This window comes from Actinomadura darangshiensis (genome assembly GCF_004349235.1).
GTDB classification, from domain to species: Bacteria; Actinomycetota; Actinomycetes; order Streptosporangiales; family Streptosporangiaceae; genus Spirillospora; species Spirillospora darangshiensis.
Map to the genome: position 1 here is coordinate 1 of NZ_SMKY01000058.1, position 21,907 is coordinate 21,907.

At 71.4% G+C, this 21,907-nt stretch carries 21 protein-coding genes and 1 pseudogene; 20 read left to right on the top strand and 2 right to left on the bottom strand.

Annotation, left to right across the window (positions count from 1 at the left end):
- From E1293_RS15335 to E1293_RS15420, 18 genes are all read left to right on the top strand, one after another.
- The coding region (locus E1293_RS15335) for a M4 family metallopeptidase (protein WP_132198067.1) at positions 1-2,335 on the top strand (2,335 nt) is incomplete at its 5' end.
- 198 nt (positions 2,336-2,533) lie between these two features.
- Complete coding sequence (locus tag E1293_RS15340) at positions 2,534-3,565, top strand: TRAP transporter substrate-binding protein (protein WP_207938872.1); 1,032 nt, start codon at positions 2,534-2,536, stop codon at positions 3,563-3,565.
- The gene (locus E1293_RS15345; protein ID WP_132198068.1) at positions 3,562-4,104 is read left to right on the top strand and encodes a TRAP transporter small permease; all 543 of its coding nucleotides are present in this window, start codon (positions 3,562-3,564) and stop codon (positions 4,102-4,104) included. Before E1293_RS15340 ends, E1293_RS15345 begins: the two co-directional genes overlap by 4 nt.
- Positions 4,101-5,375, top strand: coding sequence for a TRAP transporter large permease (locus tag E1293_RS15350; protein WP_207938873.1), 1,275 nt, complete (start codon positions 4,101-4,103; stop codon positions 5,373-5,375). The genes E1293_RS15345 and E1293_RS15350 overlap by 4 nt, the downstream gene beginning before the upstream one ends.
- Positions 5,376-5,456: 81 nt before the next feature.
- Positions 5,457-6,479 (top strand): LacI family DNA-binding transcriptional regulator, encoded by a 1,023-nt coding sequence (locus tag E1293_RS15355; RefSeq protein WP_132198069.1) that lies wholly within the window; start codon positions 5,457-5,459, stop codon positions 6,477-6,479.
- A 78-nt stretch (positions 6,480-6,557) separates the two neighbouring features.
- On the top strand, positions 6,558-8,078 hold the full coding sequence (locus E1293_RS15360) for an acyl CoA:acetate/3-ketoacid CoA transferase (protein WP_132198070.1): 1,521 nt from the start codon (positions 6,558-6,560) through the stop codon (positions 8,076-8,078).
- 106 nt (positions 8,079-8,184) lie between these two features.
- Entirely contained in the window at positions 8,185-9,249 is a 1,065-nt protein-coding gene (locus E1293_RS15365; protein ID WP_132198071.1) for a zinc-dependent alcohol dehydrogenase, read from the top strand.
- Positions 9,246-10,271 (top strand): Gfo/Idh/MocA family protein, encoded by a 1,026-nt coding sequence (locus E1293_RS15370; protein WP_132198072.1) that lies wholly within the window; start codon positions 9,246-9,248, stop codon positions 10,269-10,271. Before E1293_RS15365 ends, E1293_RS15370 begins: the two co-directional genes overlap by 4 nt.
- 5 nt (positions 10,272-10,276) lie before the next feature.
- Complete coding sequence (locus E1293_RS15375; RefSeq protein WP_243716245.1) at positions 10,277-11,032, top strand: enoyl-CoA hydratase/isomerase family protein; 756 nt, start codon at positions 10,277-10,279, stop codon at positions 11,030-11,032.
- Entirely contained in the window at positions 11,025-11,738 is a 714-nt protein-coding gene (locus E1293_RS15380; protein ID WP_132198074.1) for an SDR family NAD(P)-dependent oxidoreductase, read from the top strand. The genes E1293_RS15375 and E1293_RS15380 overlap by 8 nt, the downstream gene beginning before the upstream one ends.
- Positions 11,739-11,748: 10 nt before the next feature.
- Positions 11,749-12,171 carry a MaoC family dehydratase gene (locus E1293_RS15385; RefSeq protein ID WP_132198075.1) on the top strand — a complete coding sequence of 141 codons (423 nt, stop codon included), beginning with the start codon at positions 11,749-11,751 and terminating at the stop codon, positions 12,169-12,171.
- Complete coding sequence (locus E1293_RS15390; RefSeq protein ID WP_132198076.1) at positions 12,168-13,277, top strand: acyl-CoA dehydrogenase family protein; 1,110 nt, start codon at positions 12,168-12,170, stop codon at positions 13,275-13,277. The genes E1293_RS15385 and E1293_RS15390 overlap by 4 nt, the downstream gene beginning before the upstream one ends.
- Positions 13,278-13,352: 75 nt before the next feature.
- The gene (locus E1293_RS15395) at positions 13,353-13,694 is read left to right on the top strand and encodes a hypothetical protein (protein WP_132198077.1); all 342 of its coding nucleotides are present in this window, start codon (positions 13,353-13,355) and stop codon (positions 13,692-13,694) included.
- A 76-nt stretch (positions 13,695-13,770) separates the two neighbouring features.
- Positions 13,771-14,877, top strand: a complete 1,107-nt coding sequence (locus E1293_RS15400; protein ID WP_132198078.1) for a FecCD family ABC transporter permease — start codon at positions 13,771-13,773, stop codon at positions 14,875-14,877.
- A gap of 7 nt (positions 14,878-14,884) precedes the next feature.
- Positions 14,885-15,670, top strand: a complete 786-nt coding sequence (locus E1293_RS15405; RefSeq protein WP_132198079.1) for an ABC transporter ATP-binding protein — start codon at positions 14,885-14,887, stop codon at positions 15,668-15,670.
- Between the two features lie 32 nt (positions 15,671-15,702).
- Positions 15,703-16,677 (top strand): ABC transporter substrate-binding protein, encoded by a 975-nt coding sequence (locus E1293_RS15410; RefSeq protein ID WP_132198080.1) that lies wholly within the window; start codon positions 15,703-15,705, stop codon positions 16,675-16,677.
- A 5-nt stretch (positions 16,678-16,682) separates the two neighbouring features.
- Entirely contained in the window at positions 16,683-17,414 is a 732-nt protein-coding gene (locus E1293_RS15415; RefSeq protein WP_132198081.1) for a class I SAM-dependent methyltransferase, read from the top strand.
- Between the two features lie 28 nt (positions 17,415-17,442).
- Positions 17,443-18,366: a phosphotransferase gene (locus E1293_RS15420; protein WP_132198082.1), complete on the top strand. Its 924-nt coding sequence runs from the start codon at positions 17,443-17,445 to the stop codon at positions 18,364-18,366.
- Between the two features lie 21 nt (positions 18,367-18,387).
- On the opposite strand, the gene E1293_RS15425 is transcribed toward E1293_RS15420, so the two are convergent.
- On the bottom strand, positions 18,388-19,161 hold the full coding sequence (locus tag E1293_RS15425; RefSeq protein ID WP_132198083.1) for a peptidoglycan recognition protein family protein: 774 nt from the start codon (positions 19,159-19,161) through the stop codon (positions 18,388-18,390).
- Between the two features lie 281 nt (positions 19,162-19,442).
- On the opposite strand from E1293_RS15425, the gene E1293_RS15430 reads away from it, so the two are divergent.
- Positions 19,443-20,204 carry an alpha/beta fold hydrolase gene (locus E1293_RS15430; RefSeq protein ID WP_132198084.1) on the top strand — a complete coding sequence of 254 codons (762 nt, stop codon included), beginning with the start codon at positions 19,443-19,445 and terminating at the stop codon, positions 20,202-20,204.
- Positions 20,205-20,420: 216 nt separating this feature from the next.
- Here E1293_RS15430 and E1293_RS15435 read toward each other — a convergent pair whose 3' ends face one another.
- Entirely contained in the window at positions 20,421-21,047 is a 627-nt protein-coding gene (locus E1293_RS15435; protein WP_132198085.1) for a TetR/AcrR family transcriptional regulator, read from the bottom strand.
- Between the two features lie 159 nt (positions 21,048-21,206).
- Between E1293_RS15435 and E1293_RS15440 the strand changes: the two are divergent.
- A pseudogene (locus tag E1293_RS15440) lies at positions 21,207-21,889 on the top strand (SDR family NAD(P)-dependent oxidoreductase).
- Positions 21,890-21,907 lie beyond the last annotated feature (18 nt).

Genomic DNA, 21,907 nt, shown 5'->3' on the forward strand with positions numbered 1-21,907 from the left:
TCCCCAGCCGGCCGGGCGCTCCGCCTTCAAGGCGCCGCCCTTCACGCTCAACCCGTCCCCGTCCGACCGCAAGCGGGCGGTCACCCGCGCGCAGAAGGCCCTCGCCGCGCATCCCGGCCGCGCCCACCACGCGGGCGGGCAGCGCTACACGGTGCGGTCGGTCGCCGTCAGCCGCGACGGAGCGGCCGACGTCCGGTTCGACCGGACCTACCGCGGCCTGCCCGTCTACGGCGGCGACCTCATCGTGCACCTCAAGCCGAACGGCTCCTACCTGGGGCTGGAGACCGCGTCCGACACCTCGGGCGCGATCCGGACGACGCCCTCGGTGCGCGCCGGCGAGGCCGCCGCGGTCGCCCGTAAGCAGCTCAAGGGCAAGGTCTCGGCCGTCTCCAAGCCGGAGTTGGCCGTCAAGACGGAGGGCCGGTCGGCCACGCTGGTCTGGAAGACCATCGTGTCCGGTGTTCGAACCGACCAGACACCGAGCAAGCTGAACGTGCTGGTCGACGCGCAGAAGGGCCGGGTCGTCCAGAGCACGGACCAGGTCTCCACGTTCGCGCCCTCCGGCATCCGGTCCGCCGCGAAGGCACCGCAGCCGTCCGCGGTGACCGCGGGCAGCGGGCACGGCATCTACGTCGGAACCGTCGACCTCGACCTGACACAGTCGGGCAGCACGTGGTCGATGCGGGACCCGTCGCACGGCAACGGGTACACCACCAACCTGAACCACGCCACGTCGGGGACCGGCACCGTCTTCAGCAACTCCACCGGCGAGTTCGGCAACGGCTCCAACAACGACCCGGCCTCCGCCGGCGTCGACGCCCACTACGGCGCCGCCATGACGTTCGACTACTTCAAGAACGTCCACGGCCGCAACGGCATCTTCGGCGACGGCCGCGGCGTCCCGTCCCGCACCCACTACGGGAACGCCTACGTCAACGCCTTCTGGGACGGCTCCCAGATGACCTACGGCGACGGCGAGAACAACGCCAGGCCGCTGGTCGAGATCGACGTCGCCGGGCACGAGATGAGCCACGGTGTGAGCGGCGCGATCGTCGGCTGGGACGAGAACGGCGAGACCGGCGGGATGAACGAGGGCACCAGCGACATCTTCGGGACGATGGTGGAGTTCTACGCCAACAACCCCGTGGACAAGCCCGAGTACACGATGGGCGAGCTCATCGACATCTACGGCAACGGCGACCCGCTGCGGTACATGTACAACCCGTCGCTCGACGGGCAGTCGCCCAACTGCTACGACAGCAACAACGGCGACCTCGACCCGCACTACTCGCTCGGCCCGCTGACCCACTGGTTCTTCCTGGCCGCCGTCGGCAGCGGCGACCACGGGTACGGCAACAGCCCGACCTGCAACAGCTCCACGGTCACCGGCATCGGCAACGACAAGGCCGCCAAGATCTGGTTCAAGGCCCTCGCGTCCTACGCCAACAGCAACGAGAACTACGCCGACGCGCGCACCGACTCGCTCAAGGCCGCGGCCGACCTGTACGGCACCCACTGCACCGAGTACAACACCATCGACGCCGCCTGGGCGGCGGTCGACGTCACCGGCTCCGACCCGGTCCCCGGCGACTGCCCCGGCCAGGGCGACGCCCCCCGCGTCACCAGCCCCGGCGACCAGTCCGGCACGGTCGGGACGGCGGTGAACCTCCCCGTCCAGGCCAGCGACCCGAAGGGCGAGACCCTGACCTACAGCGCGACCGGGCTGCCGGCCGGGCTGTCGATCAACGCGTCCAGCGGCGTGATCTCCGGTACCCCGACCACCGCGGGCTCCAGCACCGTCACGGTCACCGCCAAGAACACGTCCGGCCTCACCGGCACCGCCACCTTCACGTGGACGGTCAACCCGCCCGGCGGCGGCTGCTCCTCGCCGGGCGACAAGGTCTCCAACGGCGGGTTCGAGAGCGGTACCTCGCCGTGGACCACCACGTCCGGTGTGGTGTCGTCCAACAGCGACGGCGAGAGCGCCCGCACCGGGACGCACTACGCCTGGTTCGACGGGTACGGGCAGAGCCACACCGACTCGGCCTCCCAGTCGGTGGCCATCCCGTCGGGTTGCAAGGCGACCCTGTCGTTCTACCTGCACGTTGACACCGACGAGGCGCCCGGCACCGCCTACGACACCTTCAGCGTCAAGGTCGGCGGCACCACCGTCGCGACCTTCTCCAACCTCGACGCCGGCTCCGGATACGTCCAGAAGAGCATCGACGCCTCCGCCTACGCGGGCAAGAGCGTCACGCTCTCCTTCACCGGGACGGAGGACGCCTACCTCCAGACGAGCTTCGTCATCGACGACGTGGCCGTGAACGCCTCCTGACCCCGCCCTACCTGCCGCCGGTCCTCCCACGGGGACCGGCGGCAGCCGTCTGTGTCAGGGCTTGCGCAGCACGCGATCATCATCGGATCGGCCACGGTGGCCGCCGCGCGGTCTTGACGGTGGCGTGTCGTCCAGGTTAGGAAGGGGCGACCAAGAAACCGGTTACATCGGATTCGAGACGCCCCTGCGGGAGGCCCCATGGCCAACTCACCACCCACCCCCGTGCCGCCGGCGTCGCCCGGGATGCGGCGGCGCGGCTTCCTCGCGGCCGGGCTGGTCGGCCTCGGCGCGGTGGCCGCCCCGGCCGCGGCCGGGCTGCGGACCAGCCTGGGCGGCGGCGCCCTGCGCGTCGGCGACACCGTGGACGAGCACAACCCCGAGGTCGTGTCCGAGAAGTACTTCCTGACCAGGCTGAACGCGCTCACCGGCGGCAAGCTGACCGGCCACGTCTACCCCAACGGCGTCCTCGGCAGCCACGACCGCATGAACGAGCAGCTGCGCAACGGCACCCTGGAGGTCGCCAAGAGCAGCATGGCCAACCTGGAGGTGTACGACCGGCGGCTCGGCATCTTCGCGCTGCCGTACGCCTTCACCGACCGCACGAGCCTGTACGCGGCGCAGGACGGCGAGCTCGGCAAGCGGCTGGGCGCGATCCTGGAGCGCAAGGGGCTGCGGCTGCTCGGCTGGTTCGACTCCGGCGAGCGCAACATCTACAACACCAAGCGGCCGCTGCACGAGCCCGGCGACATCCGCGGCCTGAAGATCCGCGTCCAGTCCAACCAGATCATGATCGACACGTTCAACACGCTGGGCGCGCAGGCGACGCCGGTCGAGACCAACCAGATCTACTCCGCGCTGCAGCAGGGCGTGGTGGACGCCGCCGAGAACTCGCTCACGTTCTACGTCCAGCAGCACCACAACGAGGTCGCCAAGTACTACTCCTACACCCGCCACTTCTACTCGGTGGACCCGCTGCTGGTCAGCGACCAGTGGTTCCGCTCCCAGAGCGCGTCCCACCAGGACGCGATCCTGCGGGCCGGGCACGAGGCCCAGCAGCACGAGCGCGAGCTGTGGGTGCGGTCGGACGCGGAGTACCTGAAGACGGCCCAGGGGTCGGGGTCCCACGTCAACGAGGCGGACACCGAGGCGTTCCGGCGTGCCGTCGCCGGCGTCTACACCCGCCACAAGGCGACCTTCGGGTCGCTGCTCCAGCTCACGGATTGGAGATGAGGCCCGTGCCAGCGCCCCGTACCTCCCTGCTCGCCAAGGCGGAGAACACCGTGCTCGCCGCGGCGCTCTGCGGGATCGTGGTCGTCGTCCTGCTCCAGATCGGCTCCCGCGCCCTGCTCGACCGGCCGCTGTCGTGGTCGACCGAGGCGGCCACCGACTTCCTCGTCTGGTCGGCCTTCCTCGGCTTCGCGGTCGGCGTCCGCGAGCGCGGCCACGTCGCGCTGACGCTGATCGAGGAGCACCTGTCCGGCCGCGTCCTGTACGCGGTGCGGCTCGCGCAGCTCACCGTCTTCGCGTTCCTGCTCGGCGGCCTCTGCTACGGCGGGGCGCAGATGGTGTTCGGCGAGCTCGACGCGGTGTCGCCCGCGGGCATCCCGCGCTGGACGGTCTTCGCCGCGGTCCCGGTCGGCACCGGACTCGCCCTGCTGCACGTGGCCGTCCAGGCGTTCACGCTCAGCCCGGACGACGCCGCGGACGCGCCCGGCACCGCCGGGCGGGCGGCCGCGGACCCGATCGAGGCGGCGGGGGGCACGCTGTGATCGTCATCCTGCTGGCCGTCCTGGCCGTCCTCGTCCTCGGCGGGACGGCGATCGCCGCGGCGATGGGCACGACGGGCCTCATCGACGCCATCGTCTCCGGGCTGCCCGTCCAGAATGTCGCCCAGGCCATGTTCGCCGGGCTGGAGTCGTTCACCCTGCTGGCCATCCCGCTGTTCATCCTCACCGGCGAGATCCTGCACCGCTCCGGCGCCGCCGACCGGCTGGTCGCGTTCGTCAACGCCTGCGTGGCCTGGCTGCCGGGCGGTCTCGGGATCAGCGTGGTCGGCTCGACCATGGTGTTCTCGGGCCTGTCGGGGTCGGTCAACGCCGACGCCGCGGCGATCGGGTCGACGATGCTGCCGCCGATGGAGCGCGCCGGGTACCGCCGGGAGTGGTCGGCGTCGATCGTGGCCGCGTCCTCGGGCACCGGCGTGCTGATCCCGCCGTCCATCACGATCATCGTGCTCGCCACCGTCGCGAACCTGTCGGTGACCGAGCTGTTCCTGGCCGCGCTGCTGCCCGCCGCCGTCGTCGCGATCAGCAAGGTGATCGTCATCCTGTGGTACGCGCGGTTCGTCGAGCCGCCGGTGGAGCGCGTCGCGCCGGGCTTCGGCGCGCTCGGCCGGGCGTTCGGGCGGGCCGTCCCGGCGCTGGTCGCGCCGCTGGTCATCCTCGGCGGCATCTTCAGCGGGACGTTCACCGCGACCGAGGCCGCCGCGATCGCGGTGCTGTACTCCACCCTGCTGGCCCTGGCGTACCGGACGATCCCGTGGCGGGAATGGGGCGGCATGCTGGTGCGGGTCGGCAAGACCAGCGGCGTGGTCCTGGTGCTGGTCGGCGTCGCGCAGATCCTCGCCTACATGCTGGCCTACGACCGGGTCGAGGTCTCGCTCGCCGACTGGGCGTCCGGGTTCACCGGCAACTACCTGCTGTTCACCCTCGTGCTGATCGTCGTCTTCTGGATCATCGGCGCGCTGCTGGACGGCATGCCGGCGCTCATCGTGCTGGCGCCGCTGTTCCTGCCGCTGGCGCAGGAGGCCGGCATGAGCCCGCTGCACTTCGCCGTCCTCGCCCTGGCGATCATCGGGATCTCGCTGGTGACGCCGCCGCTCGGCACGGCCTGCTTCATCGTCAGCGGCATCGCCAACGTCAGCATGGCGCGGCTGGTCAAGCCGATGGCGCCGTTCATCGTGATCATGTTCGTGACGATGATCCTGCTCGCCTACGTGCCGGGGTTCGCCGAATGGCTGCCCGGGCTGTACGGGGAGTGACGCGGGTGCCCGGAGGCCCGCGTACCGCCGCCGCGCGTCCGATACCGTCATGGCGGACGGTGCGAGGTGTGAGGGAGTCAGGTGGCTGCGCAGCGGGGGAACGGCGGTGGCCGGCCGACCATCCGGAACGTGGCGGCGCTGGCCGGGGTCTCCGTGGCGACGGTGTCCCGGGTGTTCGCGGGGTCGGCGGGGGTGTCGGCCGAGCTCACCCGGCGGGTGCACGCCGCGGCGGACGAGCTCGGCTACCGGCCGCACGTCGTCGCGCAGAGCCTGGCCAGCGGGCGCAGCAACATCGTCGGGATGCTGGTGCCGAACCTCGCCAACCCGCACTTCTACACGCTGATCAAGCAGGTCCTGCACGACGCGGGCCGGGACGGCTACCAGGTCCTGGTCGCCGACTCCGACGAGTCCCCGGCCGCCGAGCGCGACCTCGGGCTGAGCCTGCTGGAGCGGGCGGACGGCCTCGTCCTGTGCGCGCCGCGGTCCGCCCCCGGCGTGCTGCGCGAGCTGGTCGGACGGGGCCGGCCGGTCCTCGTGATGGACCGCAAGCTCGACGACCCCGTCGTGTCGACCGTGGTGATGGACGCGCACGGCGCCATGCGCGAACTCGTCCAGCACCTGGTCGACCTCGGGCACGAGCACGTCACCTACCTGCACGGGCCCGCGCGTTCCTGGCAGGAGCAGGAGCGCTGGCGCGCGCTGCGCGGTTACCGCCGGCGGGGCCTGCGGGTCAGCGAGGTGCCCGCGGGAGCGACGGTGGAGGCGGGGCACCGGGTCGCCGGCCAGGTGCTGGAGACCGGGTGCACGGCGGTCGTCGCGCACAACGACCTCAGCGCGATCGGCCTGATGGCGGCGCTGGACGAGCGCGGCCTGCGGATACCGGACGACATGTCCGTAACCGGTTACGATGACATCCCGTTCGGTCGCTTCATGTCACCATCGCTCACGACCGTGCACACCTCGCAGGAGGAGGCGGCGTCCGCCGCCTGGCAGGCGATGCGCGGCCTGCTGGAGGGGGGCCGGCCGGGGGCGCGCACGGTGGTCGCCTCGGAGCCCGTGTTCCGGCGGTCGACGGCCGGGCCCCGCTCCGCCGAGTCCGGCTGACCTGCCCCTCCCTGACCTGCTCTTGACAGAATCCCGCTCGGATAGTTGTGTAACCGGTTACAAGCGTTAGGAGCGCCCATGGCATCCAGACCCCCGCTCGTCTCCGCCGCGGACGCGGTGGCGGGCATCCCCGACGGCGCCACCGTCGCCATCACCGGATCCGGCGGCGGCGTCCTCGAACCCGGCTCGCTGCTGGCCGCCGCCGAGGAGCGGTTCCTCGCCACCGGGTCCCCGCGCGGCACCACCCTCGTCCACGCGCTCGGGCTCGGCGACCGGGACCGGCTCGGCACCAACGCCTTCGCCCACGAGGACATGGTCCGCCGCGTGATCGGCGGCCACTGGACCTGGTCGCCGCGGATGATGAAGCTCGCCGCCGAGAACCTCATCGAGGCCTACGCGCTGCCGTCCGGCGCGATCAGCCTGCTGCTGCGCGAGATCGGCGCCCGCCGCCCCGGCCTCGTCACCCGCACCGGCCTGCACACCTTCGCCGACCCGCGGCACGGCGGCGGCCGGATGAACGACGCGGCCGCCGAGGACATCGTCGAGCTGCTCGAACTCGACGGCCGCGAGTACCTGCGCTACCGCCCGTTCCCCGTGGACGTCGCGATCGTCCGGGGCACCGAGGCCGACCGGAACGGCAACATCACCTGCCGGGACGAGGCCGCCCTGCTGGACGTCCGCGCCGTCGCCCAGGCGGCGCGGGCCTCCGGCGGCCGGGTCCTCGCCCAGGTCAAGCGGATCGCCGACGACCCGCTCGACCCCCGCGACGTCGTCATCCCGGGCACGCTGGTCGACGCGATCACGGTCTGCCCGGCTCAGCGGCAGACCTACGTCGCCGAGCACGACCCCGCCCTGGCGGGACCCGCGGACGCCGCGTTCGCCGTCGACCTCTCCGACCCGGTGCGCGCCGCCGTCGCGCGGCGCGCGGCCATGGAGGTGCCGGCGGGCGCCGTCCTGAACGTGGGCTTCGGCATGTCGGCCCACGTCGTCGACGTGCTGGCCCAGCAGGGACGGCTGGACGAGGTGACCATCGCCATCGAGCAGGGGCTCTTCAACGGCGTCCCCGCGTCCGGCGACCTGTTCGGCATGTCGCGCGGGGCGTCGGCGCGCGTGGCGTCCACCACCCAGTTCGACCTTTTCGGCATGGGCATGCTCGACGTCTGCTGCCTCGGCCTCGCCCAGGCGGACGCGTCCGGCTCGGTCAACGTCTCCCAGTTCGGCGGCCGGGTCATCGGCCCCGGCGGGTTCGTCGACATCTCCCAGCACGCGCGCAAGGCGGTCTTCTGCGGCACGTTCACCGCCAAGGGCCTGCGGGTGGAGGTCGGGGACGGCGGCATCGCGATCCGCGAGGAGGGGCAGGTCCCCAAGTTCGTGGACGCCGTCGAGCAGATCACCTACTCCGGCCCGTTCGCCCTCCGCGAGGGCAGGGAGGCGCTGTTCGTCACCGAACGGGCCGTCTTCCGGCTCACCTGCGAAGGGATCGAGCTGACCGAGGTGGCGGCCGGGGTCGACATCGACCGCGACATCCTGCCCCACATGGCCTTCCGGCCGGTGATCCGCGCCCCCCGCCCCATGCCGGCGGAGGTCTTCCGACCGTGAGGACGAGAGGTATTCCGTCTTTGAGGACGCGGTGGTCTTCTGGCCGTCAGGAGGCGGCGGGCGCCAGTGGGATTGCCGTGGGCCGGTGAGTGAAGGAGGAGTCGGTATGAAGCAGGTGAGGGTGACCGGGCCGGGCGTGGTCCAGGTCGTGGAGGCGGACGAGCCGGAGCCGGGGCCGGGGGAGGTCCTGCTGGAGCTGCACTCGGCGGGGATCTGCGGCGGCGACCTCTCGCTGGTCCGCGGGACCAACGCGATCGCGCGGTACCCGACCGTCCCGGGCCACGAATGCGTCGCCCGCGTCCTCGCGGCGCCCGCGGGCAGCGGGATCGAGGAGGGCGGGCACGTGGTCGTCTATCCGACGCTGTCCTGCGGGGTGTGCCGGGCCTGCGCCGCCGGGCGCACCAACCAGTGCGCCGGCATGACCGTGCTCGGGTTGTCCGCCCCGGCGGGCTGCTTCTCCGAGCGCTTCGCCGTGGACGCCGGCCAGTGCGTCCCGCTGCCGGACGGCGTCGGCCCCGACCACGGCGCGCTGGTCGAGCCGGTCGCGGTCGCCTGCCACGTGGTCGGCCGGGGCGGCGTCCGCGAGGGCGACACCGCGCTGGTCATCGGGTCGGGGACGATCGGGACGGCCACCGCGATGGCCGCCCGCGCGCGGGGCGTGCAACGCGTGCTGTTCGCCGACCTGCACGCGAGCCGCGGGGCCGTGCTCGGCCGGCTCGGCTTCGAGGAGTTCACGACCGCGGCGGGGGACGACCTCGTCGCCTGGACGCGCGAGCGCGCAGGGCAGGTCGACCTCGTCTACGACACCGTCACGGCCACGCAGACCGCGGGGGTCGCCGCCGAGGTGCTCGCCGGCGGTGGACGCTATGTCGCGATCGGCGCGGCCAAGCCCGGCCACCGCCTCGACCTTCCCTACGAGCGGTTCTACGCGCGCGAGCTGTCGATGGTGGCCTGCCGCAACTACGTCCGGGACGACTTCCGCGACGCGGTGGCCCTCATCGCGGACGGGAAGGTCGATCCGCGTCCGCTGCGCACCGGCGTCTTCGCCCTCCCCGACGTGGCGGAGGCGTTCGCCGCCCTCACCGAGCGCCCGGCGGACCACCTCAAGGTCCTGATGACGCGGTCCGATCTGGTCGGCACCAGCCCGCTCCTGACCGGGGCCGCGTCATGACCGCCAGACGGGTCGCGGTCCTGGGCGCCGGGCTGGCGGCGGCGCCGCATCTGGCGGCGTTGGAACGGTCCGACTGCGAGGTCGTCACGGTCGCCACGCGCGACGAGGACCGTGCGGCCAAGGTGCGGCAGCGGTTCCCGGACGCGCGCAGGTGCTGGCCGCCGGAGACGGCACTGCAAGACGGCGTCGACCTGGCGCTCGTCCTGTCGCCGCCGGGCACGCATCTCGAACTGGCGGGCGAGGCCGCCGCGCGCGGCATCGACGTGATCGTCGAGAAGCCGCTCGACATCGGCCTGCGCCGCGCCGCCGAACTCGTGCGGGTCACCCGGGACACCGGGCTCGCCGTCTGCTTCCAGCATCGCGCCAAGGCGGCCGGCCGGGCCCTGAAAGACCTCTACGGCGATCTCGGTCCGTTGACGGGCGGCGGCATCGACGTCCCGTGGTGGCGGCCGCAGTCCTACTACGACGAGCCCGGACGCGGCACGTACGCGCGCGACGGCGGCGGCGTGCTCATCACGCAGGCGGTGCACGTCCTCGACCTGTTCCTTTGGACGGTCGGCACACCAGAACGCGTGATGGCCCACGCCGGCACGTCCGCCCTGCACCGCATGGAGGCCGAGGACACGCTCGCCGCGATCCTCGACTACGGCGACGGCCGGATCGTCACGCTCAACGCCACGACCGCCGCCCCGCCGGGACGCGACGAACGCATCACCCTGGCCTGCGCGGGCGGGACGGCCGTGCTCACCGGTGGCGAACTCGTCCTGCACCGGGCCGACGGAACGGCGGAGGCGGTCGCGCGCGAGGACGGCACCGCCACCGCGGCCGACCCCTCGCTCATGCCCGCCGGCTGGCACCAGGCCGTCCTGGACGACGCGCTCGACGCCTTCGCGTCCGGCCGCGAACCGCTCGCGAGCGGCGCCTCGGCCCTCGCCACGCAGCGGGTCGTCGCGGCGCTGTACGCGTCGGCCGCGCGGGGACGGTGGGTCGACACCGACGACGAAACCCTGGAGGAACAGTGAAGTCCATGCGGGACGGGCGGCTGGTGACGCTCACCCTGGGCCGTCCGAACAAGCTGAACGCCATGGACGCCGACGAGTGGCGCGCCCTGCACCACCACATCCGTGCGGCGGAGGACGACCAGAACGTCCATGCGATCGTCCTGCGTGCGGAGGGACGGGCCTTCTGCGCGGGCAACGACATCGCGGCGATGTCCGCCTGCCGCACCCGGGCGCAGGCCCGCGCCTACTTCCTGGACACGATGCTGCCCGCCTTCACGGCGATGGCGACCACGCCGCTGCCGATCATCGCCGAGGTCGGCGGCATGGCGCTCGGCGGCGGCGTCGAGCTGGTCCAGTTCTGCGATCTGGCCGTGGCGGCGCGCTCGGCGACCTTCCGGCTCCCCGAGCTGCGGGTCGGGGTGTGGCCGACGGTGTTCGCCGGCGCCGCCCCCTACCTCGGGCAGCGGCGGCTCGCCCAGCGCCTCGCGCTCACCGCACGTCCGATCAGCGCCGAGGAGGCCCGCGAGGCCGACCTGATCACCCATGTCGCGGACGACGCGGACCTCACCGCGACCGTGGCCGAGATCGCCGCCGAGGTCACCGCCGGGGCGCGCGGCGCGACCGGGCAGGCCAAGCGGTTCGCCAACCGCGCGCTGGTCGAGCAGGGCCTGCCGGCCGTCCGGGCCGCGCTGGAGACCATGGTCGAGCAGACCATGTTCACCGCCGAGTACGAGGCCGGGGTGTCGGGCTTCACCGGACGCAGGGAGCCGGCGGATGCCTGAGCCGCGCTTCGACTTCACCGGCCGGACGGCGCTGGTCACCGGCGCGGCCCGCGGGATCGGCGCGGCGATCGCGCAGGCTCTCGCGGAAGCGGGCGCGACGGTGTGGTCGCTCGACCGCGATCCCTCCCCGTCCGGGCGCGCCCTGATCGGGGACGTCCGCGACCCCGAGTTGCCCGCCCGCGTCCTCGACGAGACCGGCGGCGTCGACCACCTCGTCCTCGCCGCCGGAATCCAGGTGCGCACCGCCGGAGCCGAGATTGCCGAAGACGACTGGCAGCGCCTCGCCGACACCAACCTCGGCGGGACGTACCGGATGATCCGGGCCGCCGTCCCGCACCTGCGGCGGCGCGGCGGCGGGTCGGTGCTGGCGGTGTCGTCGATGTCGGCCGACCGCGCCGTCGCCGGCATCGTCCCGTACGGGACGACGAAGGCGGCCGTGTCCCACCTGATCCGCGGCCTCGCCGTCGAGCTGGGGGCGGACGGAATCCGGCTGAACGGCATCGCGCCCGGATACGTCCGCACCGCCATGACGGAGCCGCTGCTGGCGGACGAGGCCCGCGCCGCCCGGATCCGCGAGCGCATCCCGCTCGGCGACCTGGCCGACCCCGCCGAGATGGCCGGCCCCGCCCTGTTCCTGCTGTCCGGAGCCGCCCGCTACGTCACCGGCCAGATCCTGGCCGTGGACGGCGGCTACGCCCTGACCTGAGGAGACGAGCATGCCCTTCACCGAAGGCGACGCCATCACCTTCAGCAAGACCGTGTCCGAGAGCGACGTCTACCAGTTCGCCGGCGTCACCGGCGACCTCGCCCCCAACCACGTCGACGCCGAGTACATGCGGTCCACGCCCTACGGCCGGCGGATCGCCCACGGCGTCCTCATCCTCGGCTACACCTCGACCGCCTCGACCCGCGCCCTGGAACGCGCCAACGAACACGCCGTCTCCTACGGCTACGACCGCGTCCGCTTCACCGGTCCGGTCTTCTTCGGCGACACCATCACCGTCCGGTACACCACCGAACGCGTGGACCCCGCCGAACGCAAGATCTACTCCCAGATCCGCGTGACCAACCAGGACGGCGACCTGTGCCTGGTCGCCACGCACGTCCTCAAGCTCGTCGACGTCCAGGAGAACGCATGAACCTGACCGACATGGTGCGGTCCTTCGCCGCCGAGCGGATCCGTCCCGCCGCCGAGGACCTGGACGCCACCGAACGCTTCCCCGCCGAGATCTACCAGGGCATGGGCGAGCTCGGTCTCTTCGGCATCACCGTGCCCGAGGCCGACGGCGGGTCCGGCGGAACGGTGGCCGACTACGTCACCGTCATGGAAGAGCTGTCCTACGGCTACGCGAGCATCGCCGACCAGTGCGGCCTGGTCGAACTCGTCGGCTCCCTCCTGGCCCGGTTCGGCACCGCCGAGCAGAAGAAGACCTACCTCCCGGACCTGCTGGCCGGCACGAAACGCTGCGCCTACGCCCTCACCGAACCCCAGGCGGGCTCGGACCTGGGCGCCCTGTCCACCCGCGCCCGCCGCGACGGCGACGGCTGGCTCCTCACCGGCGAGAAGATCTACATCCACAACGCCCCGGTGGCCGACTTCGCCATGGTCCTGGCGGTCACCGACCCCGAGAAGCGCAAGCGCGGCGGCATGTCGATGTTCCTCGTGGACACCGCCCTGCCCGGCGTGACGCGCGCCTACCACGAGAAGAAGATGGGGCAGCGCGCCTCCCAAGTGGGCGGCTTCGTCTTCGACGAAGTCCGGCTCCCCGCCCACGCGCTGCTGGGCGAGGAGGGCGCGGGCTTCGGCGCGGTCATGTCCGTCCTGGAGAAGGGACGGCTGGGCATCGCCGCCCTGGCCAACGGCATCTCCCGCGCCGCCCTCGACACCGCCCGCGAGCACGCCCGATCCCGCCGCCAGTTCGGCAAGCCGATCGCCGAGTTCCAGGCCGTCGCGTTCTCCCTCGCGGACATGGCCACCGACCACGCCGCCGCCCGCGAACTGATCCGCCACGGCGCCGACCTGCTGGACGGCGACGCCGACGCCGGCGCCACCTGCTCGATGGCCAAGCTGTTCGCCTCCGAGGCCAGCATCCGCACCACCTCCCGCGCCGTGCAGATCCTCGGCGGCGCAGGCTTCATCCGCGGCGTCGAAGCCGAACGCCTCTACCGCGACGCCCGCATCACCACGATCTACGAGGGCACCAGCGAGGTGCAACGCCTGATAATCAGCCGCTCCCTCCTCTGAGCGGGAGGGCGAAGAGGAGGCGCGACAGCGTGTACTACGGTTCGTAGTACACGCTGTGGCGCACCCTGGCGTTCCTTGAGCGGAGGACGGACGCGGGGGAAGCTGTTCGGCCTGCCCAACCAGCTCCTGCTGGCCGCCACCGCGCTCGGCCTGCCGGGGATCGTCTTCTGGGGCCACCGCATGTGGTGGCAGCGCCGCCCCACCCGCGCCGACCGGCGCTCACCCGTCGGGCGGCCTCCCGCGCGCGGCGCCTGGCGCAGCTTCCCGCGCACCCTCCTGCTCATCGGTGTCCCGGTCCTCCTGTTCGTGGGGTGGGCGGTCCCGCTGCTGGGGATCACCCTGCTCGCCTTCCTGGTGATCGACGCGGTCATCGGCGCGCTACGCCGCCGCCGGAAGGCCATGGACGCGACGGTGTGAGCTCCCGCCCGGCTTGACAGGACACTCCTGCATGATCTTAGTTGTTGCACATATGTCGCAATAACTGAGGGGATGCATGGGTCCGTCATCGGTGGTCCGGTCCGTCGCGGCCGTGGAACCCGATCTCGACGATCTGGGGGCGTCCTCCCGGCGGCGCCGGTACCTGCTGCTCCTCCTCGGGCTGCTGGCGGTCTTCCTCGCCACGGTCGTCGCGGCGGTCGGGATGGGCGCGGTGCCGGTGCCGCCGGCGACCGTCTTCGACGTCGTCGGCCACCACCTGCTCGGCAGCCCGGCCGAGGTCACCTGGCGTCCGGCGCACGACTCGATCGTGTGGCGGGTCCGGCTGCCGCGCGTCCTGCTCGGCGCGGCGGTCGGCGCCGGACTCGCCGTCACCGGCATGGCCCTGCAGGCGATGGTCCGCAACATGCTCGCCGATCCGTACCTGCTCGGGGTCAACTCCGGCGGCTCCACGGGCGCCGCGGCCGCCATCCTGTTCGGGTTCGGCGCCGGATGGGGCGAGCACGCGCTGCAGATCGCCGCCTTTCTCGGGGCGCTGGCCGCCTCGCTGCTGGTCTTCGTGATCGCCCGCACCGCCGGGCGGATCACCTCGACCCGGCTGCTGATGACCGGCGTGGCCGTCGGCTACGCGCTCTACGCGCTGACCAGCTTCCTGATCTTCGCGTCCGACTCGGCCGAGGGATCGCGGTCGGTGCTGTTCTGGCTGCTGGGCACCCTGGCGCTCGCGCACTGGTCGGCGCCGCTGGCCGTGGTCGTGGCCGCCGTCGTCCTGGTGACCTGCCTGCTCACGCTCTGGGGGCGCCGGCTGGACGCGCTCGCGATCGGCGACGAGACCGCGCACACCCTGGGCGTCTCGCCGGCGCGGTTCCGCCTGGTGCTGCTGGTCCTGGTGTCCCTGGCCGTCGGGGTGCTGGTGGCGTCGTCGGGCAGCATCGGCTTCGTCGGGCTGGTGATCCCGCACCTGGCGCGGCGCGTCGTCGGAGCCACGCACCGCCGGGCCGTCCCCGTCGCCGCGCTGATCGGCGCGACCTTCCTGCTGTGGGCGGACCTGGCCGCCCGCACGGTCCTCAGCCCGCAGGAACTGCCGATCGGCATCATCACCGCGCTGGTCGGCGCGCCGTTCCTGCTCATCCTGGTCCGCCGCCTGCACGCGGGAAGCGAGTGAGAAGACCATGATCGAAGGACGCGGGCTCAGCTACGCCTACGGCGCGACGACCGTCGTCCGCGGCATCGACGTGCGGGCCGAATCCGGCCGGATCCTCGGGCTGCTCGGCCCCAACGGAAGCGGCAAGACCACGGTGGTCCGGATGCTCACCGGGATCGTGGCGCCCCGCAGCGGGCACGTCCTGCTCGACGGGCGTCCGCTGCGGTCCTTCGCCCACCGCGAACTCGCCCGGCAGATCGCCGTCGTGCTGCAGGAGTCGTCGGGCGACCTGCCGATGACCGTGGCGGACATGGTCATGCTCGGCCGGGCCCCGCACCAGTCGACGTTCTCCCGCAACAGCGCCGAAGACCACCGGATCGCGGCCGCGGCGCTGCGCCGGGTCGGCGCGCGGCACCTGGCGGACCGGACCTTCGCCGGGCTGTCCGGCGGCGAGAAGCAGCGCGTGATGATCGCCCGCGCGCTGGCGCAGCGGCCGGAGCACCTGGTGCTCGACGAGCCGACCAACCACCTCGACATCCGGTTCCAGCACGAGCTCCTCACCATGATCCGCGGGCTCGGCATCACCACGGTCATCGTGCTCCACGACCTCAACCTGGCCGCCCGCTACTGCGACGACGTCCTGGTTCTCCAGCAGGGCGACGTCGTCGCGCACGGACCCTGCGCCGACGTGCTGACCCCCGGCCTCCTCGAAGGTGTCTACGGCGTCGGCGTCGAACGGCTGGAGACCTCCCGCGGCATCCAGTTCCTCTTCCACCCGCTCGAAGCCGCGTCCATGCCGTCCCCGACCGCCTGACATCGCACGACCCTGCAAGGAGCAATGGCCAGATGAAGCGATACCTCGCCTGGTTCGGCACCGGCCTGCTGGCCGCCGCGCTGGCCGGTTGCGGCTCGACCGGCGGCCAGGGAAGCACGGCGGCGGGCTACCCCCTCACCGTCAAGAACTGCGGGGTGGACGTCGAACTGAACAGGGCGCCCTCCCGCGCCATGATCGTCAACAGTGCTCCGCTGCAGTACCTGTCCTCGCTCGGCGTGCTGGACCGGCTGGGCTCGCGAGCCGGGAAGTTCCCCCCGGAGTACTACTCGAAGCAGACCCTCGCGGCGGTCGGCGAGGTCCCGTCCCTCACCGACCGCCTCGGCTCCGACGGGCACCTGAAGATCTCCACCGAGGCGATCATCGCCCAGGACCCGGACCTGCTGCTCGGCCTGCCGGAGGGCGTCACGCGGGAGTCGCTCGCCGCGGCCGGCATCCCCGTGCTCCTCGAACCCAGCTTCTGCCCGGAAGGCGTCCAGGACCCCGGCTACGAGACGATCTACAGCCAGATGCGGCTGTACGGCAAGGTCTTCGGCCGGCAGGCCAAGGCCGAGGAGGCCATCACGGACCTCCGGAAACGCATCCAGACCGTCGAAGCGGGCCTGCCCGCCCAGAAGGGCCGCAAGGTGGCCGTGCTGTGGCCCTACCGAGGCGAGGGAACCGTCGGCGCCTACGGCGACCAGAGCATGGCCACACCGCAACTCGAGACGCTCGGCGCCCACAACGTGTTCGCCGACGTCGACAAGCGCGTCTTCGAAGTCTCGATGGAGGAGCTGCTGGGCCGCGACCCCGACGCCATCGTCCTGCTGCACACCGACGGCACCGACCAGGAGATCAAGCAGGCGCTGCTCGACATCCCCGGCGCCAAGGACCTCCGCGCGGTCAAGAACGACGCGATCACAGTGCAGTTGTTCAACTTCACCGAACCACCCACGCCCCTGGTCCTGGACGGCCTGGAGCGCCTCGCAACCTACTTCAAGGGAAAGTGAGCCCGATGTCTTCGCACTCGCCCGTCCAGGAACGGATCACCTGGTACTGGGACCAGCACGCCCCCGCCTACCAGCAGTTCCAGGAGCAGCGGCTGGCACACCCCGACTACAACGCCGCCTGGACCCGGGTCTGGCGGAACGCGCTCCCCGACGCAGCCGAGACCGTCCTCGACGTGGGCACCGGCACCGGCCACGCCGCCCTGACCATCGCCGCCCTAGGCCGACGGGTGACCGGCATCGACATCGCACCTGCCATGCTGGACTTCGCCCGCGACAACGCCCAGCGCCGCGGACTCGATATCACCTTCGTCCAAGGCGACGCGGTCAAGCCCGAAGTGCCCGGCGCCCCCTTCGACGCCCTCGTCAGCCGCTACCTCCTCTGGACGCTGCCCGACGTCGACACCGCGCTGAGCAATTGGCGCCGCCTGCTCCGCCCCGGAGGCCGCCTCGCCATCGTGGACGCCCCCTGGCACGCCGGCGGAATGCGGCACTCCGACACCGACCCCCGAGCCCGCGCCTACGACGACGAGGCCCGCCGCGCACTCGTGCTGGCCGAAGCAGAGACCATCACCGCCTGGCAGGACCGAATCACCGCCGCCGGCTTCGTGGACGTCGAGGCCACACCATTGACCGACCTCTACGAACTCGACGGCGTCCATGGCGTCGCGACCGACCACCGCCGCACCCTCCAACACCTGATCACCGCCCGAAACCCCGACAAGAATAGGAATGCGTAATAGCCATCCATCTCCATAGGGTTGGTTCGTGCTGTCCCGTCCCTCCTTCATCAGCGACGAGACTGTCGCGAATGCGGTCGCCGCGCACTGGCGCTTCAAGATTGCCGATATCGCTCATCTCCCTTGGGGTTTCGGTGCGCACCACTGGCGTGTGGCCGGTGAGGCCATCACTCTCTTCGTGACGTTGGACGAGTTGGAGCCCCGGCACACCGCGACCTCCCTAGAAGCCGCTTACGCCGGCGCTGCCGCACTGTCCGCCGCTGGGCTAGAGCCGGTGTGCGCGCCGTTGCCCGCCCTGTCCGGCCGGTTCACGGTCGACGTCGGGGTCGGCGTGCTCAGCGTGACACCGTGGCTGGAGGGCCGGAGCCCGACAGAGGCGGAGGCCGGCGAGGCCAGCCATGTCCACGAGGTCGTTCTCGCTCTTGCCGCACTGCATGGCGCCACCCCGCCCGATGGCATTCGACCGTGGACTCCGCAGGTCGGCCCGAAATTCGCCGACGAGTTGCGAGCTCTCACCGTCACCCCATGGACAAGCGGACCATTGGCCGAGCAGGCACGACTCGCCATTGCCGAACACACCGACGCGATCGCGCGCTGGACGGGCCGCTACCTCGAACTGGCTGACAAGGCCATCTCCCGCAAGGGCTCATGGGTGCCGACCCACGGCGAACCGCACAACGACAACCAGGTAGTCACCGCCCACGGGCTGAAGCTGGTCGACTGGGAGTCGCTGGCCCTCGCACCGCCGGAACGGGACTACGCCGACCTGCTCACCACCACAGACGGTCTCCCGCTCCCCGACCTCGCGATGGCCGAGTTGTTCGCGCTGGACTGGCGCCTCTCCGAGATCGCCGCCTACGCCCGCTGGTTCGCCGCTCCCCACACCGGCAGCCACGACGACCACACCGCCCTAGGCGGCTTGCACGAGGAACTGGCACCCGACCCGAAATAGCCCTTCCGCGTGGAGCGGCAATCAGGAATGTGGTTCGTTCGCGCCCAGGGCAGGGCCGTGGTCGCCGGGCCGCCGGGGAGCGGGCAGGCCGGTGCGGACGTAGGGGGCCGCGCGCTCGGGGTTACGTGCCGTGCCGACCGCGTTGGCGACCTCGTTGCGCAGTCGGGGGAGTTCGGCGTAGAGGGCGTCGCCGGGGCACTGGGTGGCGACGTAGTCACGGTGTCCCGCGATCGCGGCGTGGGGGTCGAGCCCGTAGACATCGCACAGCCAGGCCAGCGTTTGGACGAGCGCACTCCACAGGGCCGCCGTCGGGAGTTCGGTGATGTATGTGCCCTCGTTCTCGATGCCGAGAGTATGGCCGTTGTGATTGGCGGTCTGGGCACCCATCACGTTGGCGCCTTGGCCGATGGCTTCGAGTGAGCGGTTGCGGCCCTCCATGACGTGGCCGCCGCGGCTGATCGTGAGTTGCTGGCCGGTGTCGTCCCACCCGTTGGTGTCCATGTGCAGGTCCTGGCAGTCGCGGGACAGCTGGAACGCGTGGTCGAGGGAGTAGTCGGTGGAGTTCGGGAAGGCCATGTGGTGGACGATGAGGTGGTCCGGCGCAGCGATGATCTGCGCCGCGGAGATCGGCGGCCTGGCAGCCCACTCCGCCCGGGTGTAGACGTGGGGAGCGGCGGAGGCGTGCGCGAGGCCGGGGCGGGCCAGATCGGCTGCGCCGAGCAGGGCGGCGGCGCCCGCGACGGTGCCCGCTCGGGCGATGAAGTCACGGCGGGCCAGGGGGGAGGTACCGGACATGGCGGGGGGCTCCTTGCGGTAGAACCTCGATCTCGACCATGCCTAACCGAGCGACCGCCGGATGGAACATGTGAAAAGTGCGCAACCCGAGCAGGGCGTCGTTGGCACCTAGCCGCATACGCGCTGCTCCAGGAGCCTGCCGGCGCCTCGTCCCGCTCGACCCGGATGCGCTCACGCTGGCCGTCGAGGAGACGAATCGACGCCCCCCAAGGCCGATGAGTTTCGTCCACGCCGACGGTCAGCACCAGCGACCACTCACTCCAGCGGAAGGAACGACTCAAATGACGCAGGGCGCGTACGCATCGGTGAACGGAATCGAGCTCTATTACGAGGTGCACGGAGCGGACCACCCCGGACCCCCGCTGATCATGCTGCATGGCGGCGTGCAAACGTTCCACCTGAGCTTCGATGCGCTGCTGCCGGAGTTGACCGGCGACCGCCGAGTTATCGGCGTCGAGCTGCAGGGGCACGGCCACACCGCCGACGGCGACCGGCCGTTCAGCATCGGGCAGTGCGCGGCCGACGTAGTGGCGCTGCTGGACCACCTGAACCTCGACCGAGCCGACTTCTTCGGCTACAGCCTGGGCGGGCTGGTCTCGACCGAGGTCGCGACCGCCCACCCGGAACGGGCCGGCCGGGTGGTACTGGCCGCGTCGCACTTCCGCCCGGACGCGTACTACCCGGAGATCACGGCGCCGGAGCAGGACTCGCCCCGGCTGCCGACCGAGGAAGACGGCGCGGCCATGTACAAGGCCTACACCGAAGTGGCGCCCGACCCGGACCATTTCGCCGCGTTCCTGGAGAAGATCCAGCCGGCCGTGCACCACTTCGAACCATGGACCGACGAGCAACTGGCGCGACTGACCATGCCGATCCTGATGATCATCGGCGACACCGACTTCGTCCGGCCCGAGCACGCGGTCGAGATGCACAACCGGTTGCCGGACTCGCAGCTCGCCATCCTGCCCGCGACCAGGCACATGGACGTCGTCGCACGGGCCGACCTGGTCCTGCCGATGGTCAAGACCTTCCTGCGGCGTTGACCAGCCCTGAACCGGGCCAGATGCACCAGCCGAGCAGCAGCACGACGTCCGCCCGAACCTCCGTGGTGGGAGCGGGCGGTCAGGGGCTATTTCGTCGGCCATCCCGTCCTCGCCGACGTCGCTCGGATTTTTCCGATCCAGTGACAGATGCGCCCACTGGTTACCGTTTCGCCTCCGTGCGGATCAGACCCAGGCCATAGCCGGATCCACCCGGGGCTACCCGGCCGTTGCCTTCACGTTTTCCTGCTCCCGGCCCGTCACGGGGAGGGCGGCGTCGATGAGGACGGCGGCGATGGCGGCGGCGGTGGGGAAGGACTCGGCGTTGAGGACTCGGGTGCGGGCCGAGGCGCCGTCGAGGAGCAGCGCCAGTTGTTCGCCGAGCTGTTCGGGGTCGGTGGCGCCGGCTTCGCGGGCCGTTTCGGCGAGCCGCGCGGCGATGGCGAGCTTGTACTCGCGTGCGTATTCGGACGCGGGGTGTTGGGGGTCGTGGATCTCGACGGTCGCCGCGATGTAGGGGCACAGGGGCGTGAGCTCGTCTGGGCCGGACGTTGGAATCTCGAAGGCGGCGAGGAGTCGTTCGCGGGGTGTGAGGTCGGTGCGGTCGAACACCGCGGCCATGAGGCCGGGATCGAACCGGCGCAGGTATTCGGCGACCAGCTCGTCCTTGCCGGTGAAGTGCTGGTAGGCCGTGCGCTTAGAGACCTGGGCCACTGCGCAGAGTTCGTTCATACCGGTGCGGTTGATGCCCTGAGTGCGAAACAGCTGCTGTGACGCGCTGAGAATGCGCTCGCGCGCGCCCCTGCCGCGGCGCCGGCCTTGGGGCCCCTTCTCCAACTTCGTCATGCCCGCATCATACCTCAACTCGGTACCACTCGGTTTACATAGCTTGCGTCCTCGCCAGTCGTCGGATACGTTATGTACACAGATCGGTTTACCGGGGAGTGAGTGGTTGTGGGAAAGCTCGATGGCAAGGTGGCGGTGATCACGGGCGGGTCGACCGGCATGGCGCTGGCCGGCGCGAAGCTGTTCGTTGAGGAGGGAGCACATGTCTTCATCACGGGCCGGCGGCAGGAGGCGCTGGATGAGGCGGTGAAGGCGATCGGCCGGAACGTGACCGCCGTGCAGGGTGACGCGGCCGACCTGGCCGACCTGGACCGTTTGTACGAGACGGTCGAGCGGGAGAAGGGCTCGATCGACGTGCTGTGGGCGAGTGCCGGGATGGGGGAGCAGGGCAAGCTCGGTGAGATCACCGAGGAGCAGTTCGACCGTGCGTTCTGGCTGAACGCGCGCGGCACGTTTTTCACGGTGCAGAAGGCGCTGCCGCTGCTCAACGACGGTGGCTCGATCTTCATGACCGGGTCGAACGCTTCGCTGAGGGGCTTCCCCGGGTGGAGTGTGTATTCCGGGAGCAAGGCCGTGCAGCAGGCGTGGGCCCGTGTGTGGCTGAACGAGCTGAGGGACGGCGGCTCCGGGTGAACGTGCTCACCCCCGGCCAGGTCGCCACGGCCAAGCAGGAGGAGCTGTTCGACGAGCAGACCAAGAAGCAGTTCGAGTCCCTGATCCCGCGGGGCGAGATGGGCCGCCCCGAGGAGATCGCCACGGTCGCGCTGTTCCTCGCCTCGGACGACTCAAGCTACGTGAACGGACTGGAACTGACCACCGACGGCGGCACCACGGTGATCTGAACGAACACACCGGCATAC

Excerpts from the sequence above, each read along its gene's own strand:
- E1293_RS15340 (WP_207938872.1), top strand. The coding sequence starts at position 2,534 with ATGGCCAACTCACCACCCACCCCCGTGCCGCCGGCGTCGCCCGGGATG.
- E1293_RS15345 (WP_132198068.1), top strand. The coding sequence starts at position 3,562 with ATGAGGCCCGTGCCAGCGCCCCGTACCTCCCTGCTCGCCAAGGCGGAG.
- E1293_RS15410 (WP_132198080.1), top strand. The coding sequence starts at position 15,703 with ATGAAGCGATACCTCGCCTGGTTCGGCACCGGCCTGCTGGCCGCCGCG.
- E1293_RS15435 (WP_132198085.1), bottom strand. The coding sequence starts at position 21,047 with ATGACGAAGTTGGAGAAGGGGCCCCAAGGCCGGCGCCGCGGCAGGGGC.
- E1293_RS15375 (WP_243716245.1), top strand. The coding sequence starts at position 10,277 with ATGCGGGACGGGCGGCTGGTGACGCTCACCCTGGGCCGTCCGAACAAG.
- E1293_RS15365 (WP_132198071.1), top strand. The coding sequence starts at position 8,185 with ATGAAGCAGGTGAGGGTGACCGGGCCGGGCGTGGTCCAGGTCGTGGAG.
- E1293_RS15400 (WP_132198078.1), top strand. The coding sequence starts at position 13,771 with ATGGGTCCGTCATCGGTGGTCCGGTCCGTCGCGGCCGTGGAACCCGAT.
- E1293_RS15380 (WP_132198074.1), top strand. The coding sequence starts at position 11,025 with ATGCCTGAGCCGCGCTTCGACTTCACCGGCCGGACGGCGCTGGTCACC.
- E1293_RS15385 (WP_132198075.1), top strand. The coding sequence starts at position 11,749 with ATGCCCTTCACCGAAGGCGACGCCATCACCTTCAGCAAGACCGTGTCC.
- E1293_RS15430 (WP_132198084.1), top strand. The coding sequence starts at position 19,443 with ATGACGCAGGGCGCGTACGCATCGGTGAACGGAATCGAGCTCTATTAC.
- E1293_RS15405 (WP_132198079.1), top strand. The coding sequence starts at position 14,885 with ATGATCGAAGGACGCGGGCTCAGCTACGCCTACGGCGCGACGACCGTC.
- E1293_RS15415 (WP_132198081.1), top strand. The coding sequence starts at position 16,683 with ATGTCTTCGCACTCGCCCGTCCAGGAACGGATCACCTGGTACTGGGAC.
- E1293_RS15390 (WP_132198076.1), top strand. The coding sequence starts at position 12,168 with ATGAACCTGACCGACATGGTGCGGTCCTTCGCCGCCGAGCGGATCCGT.
- E1293_RS15370 (WP_132198072.1), top strand. The coding sequence starts at position 9,246 with ATGACCGCCAGACGGGTCGCGGTCCTGGGCGCCGGGCTGGCGGCGGCG.
- E1293_RS15360 (WP_132198070.1), top strand. The coding sequence starts at position 6,558 with ATGGCATCCAGACCCCCGCTCGTCTCCGCCGCGGACGCGGTGGCGGGC.
- E1293_RS15425 (WP_132198083.1), bottom strand. The coding sequence starts at position 19,161 with ATGTCCGGTACCTCCCCCCTGGCCCGCCGTGACTTCATCGCCCGAGCG.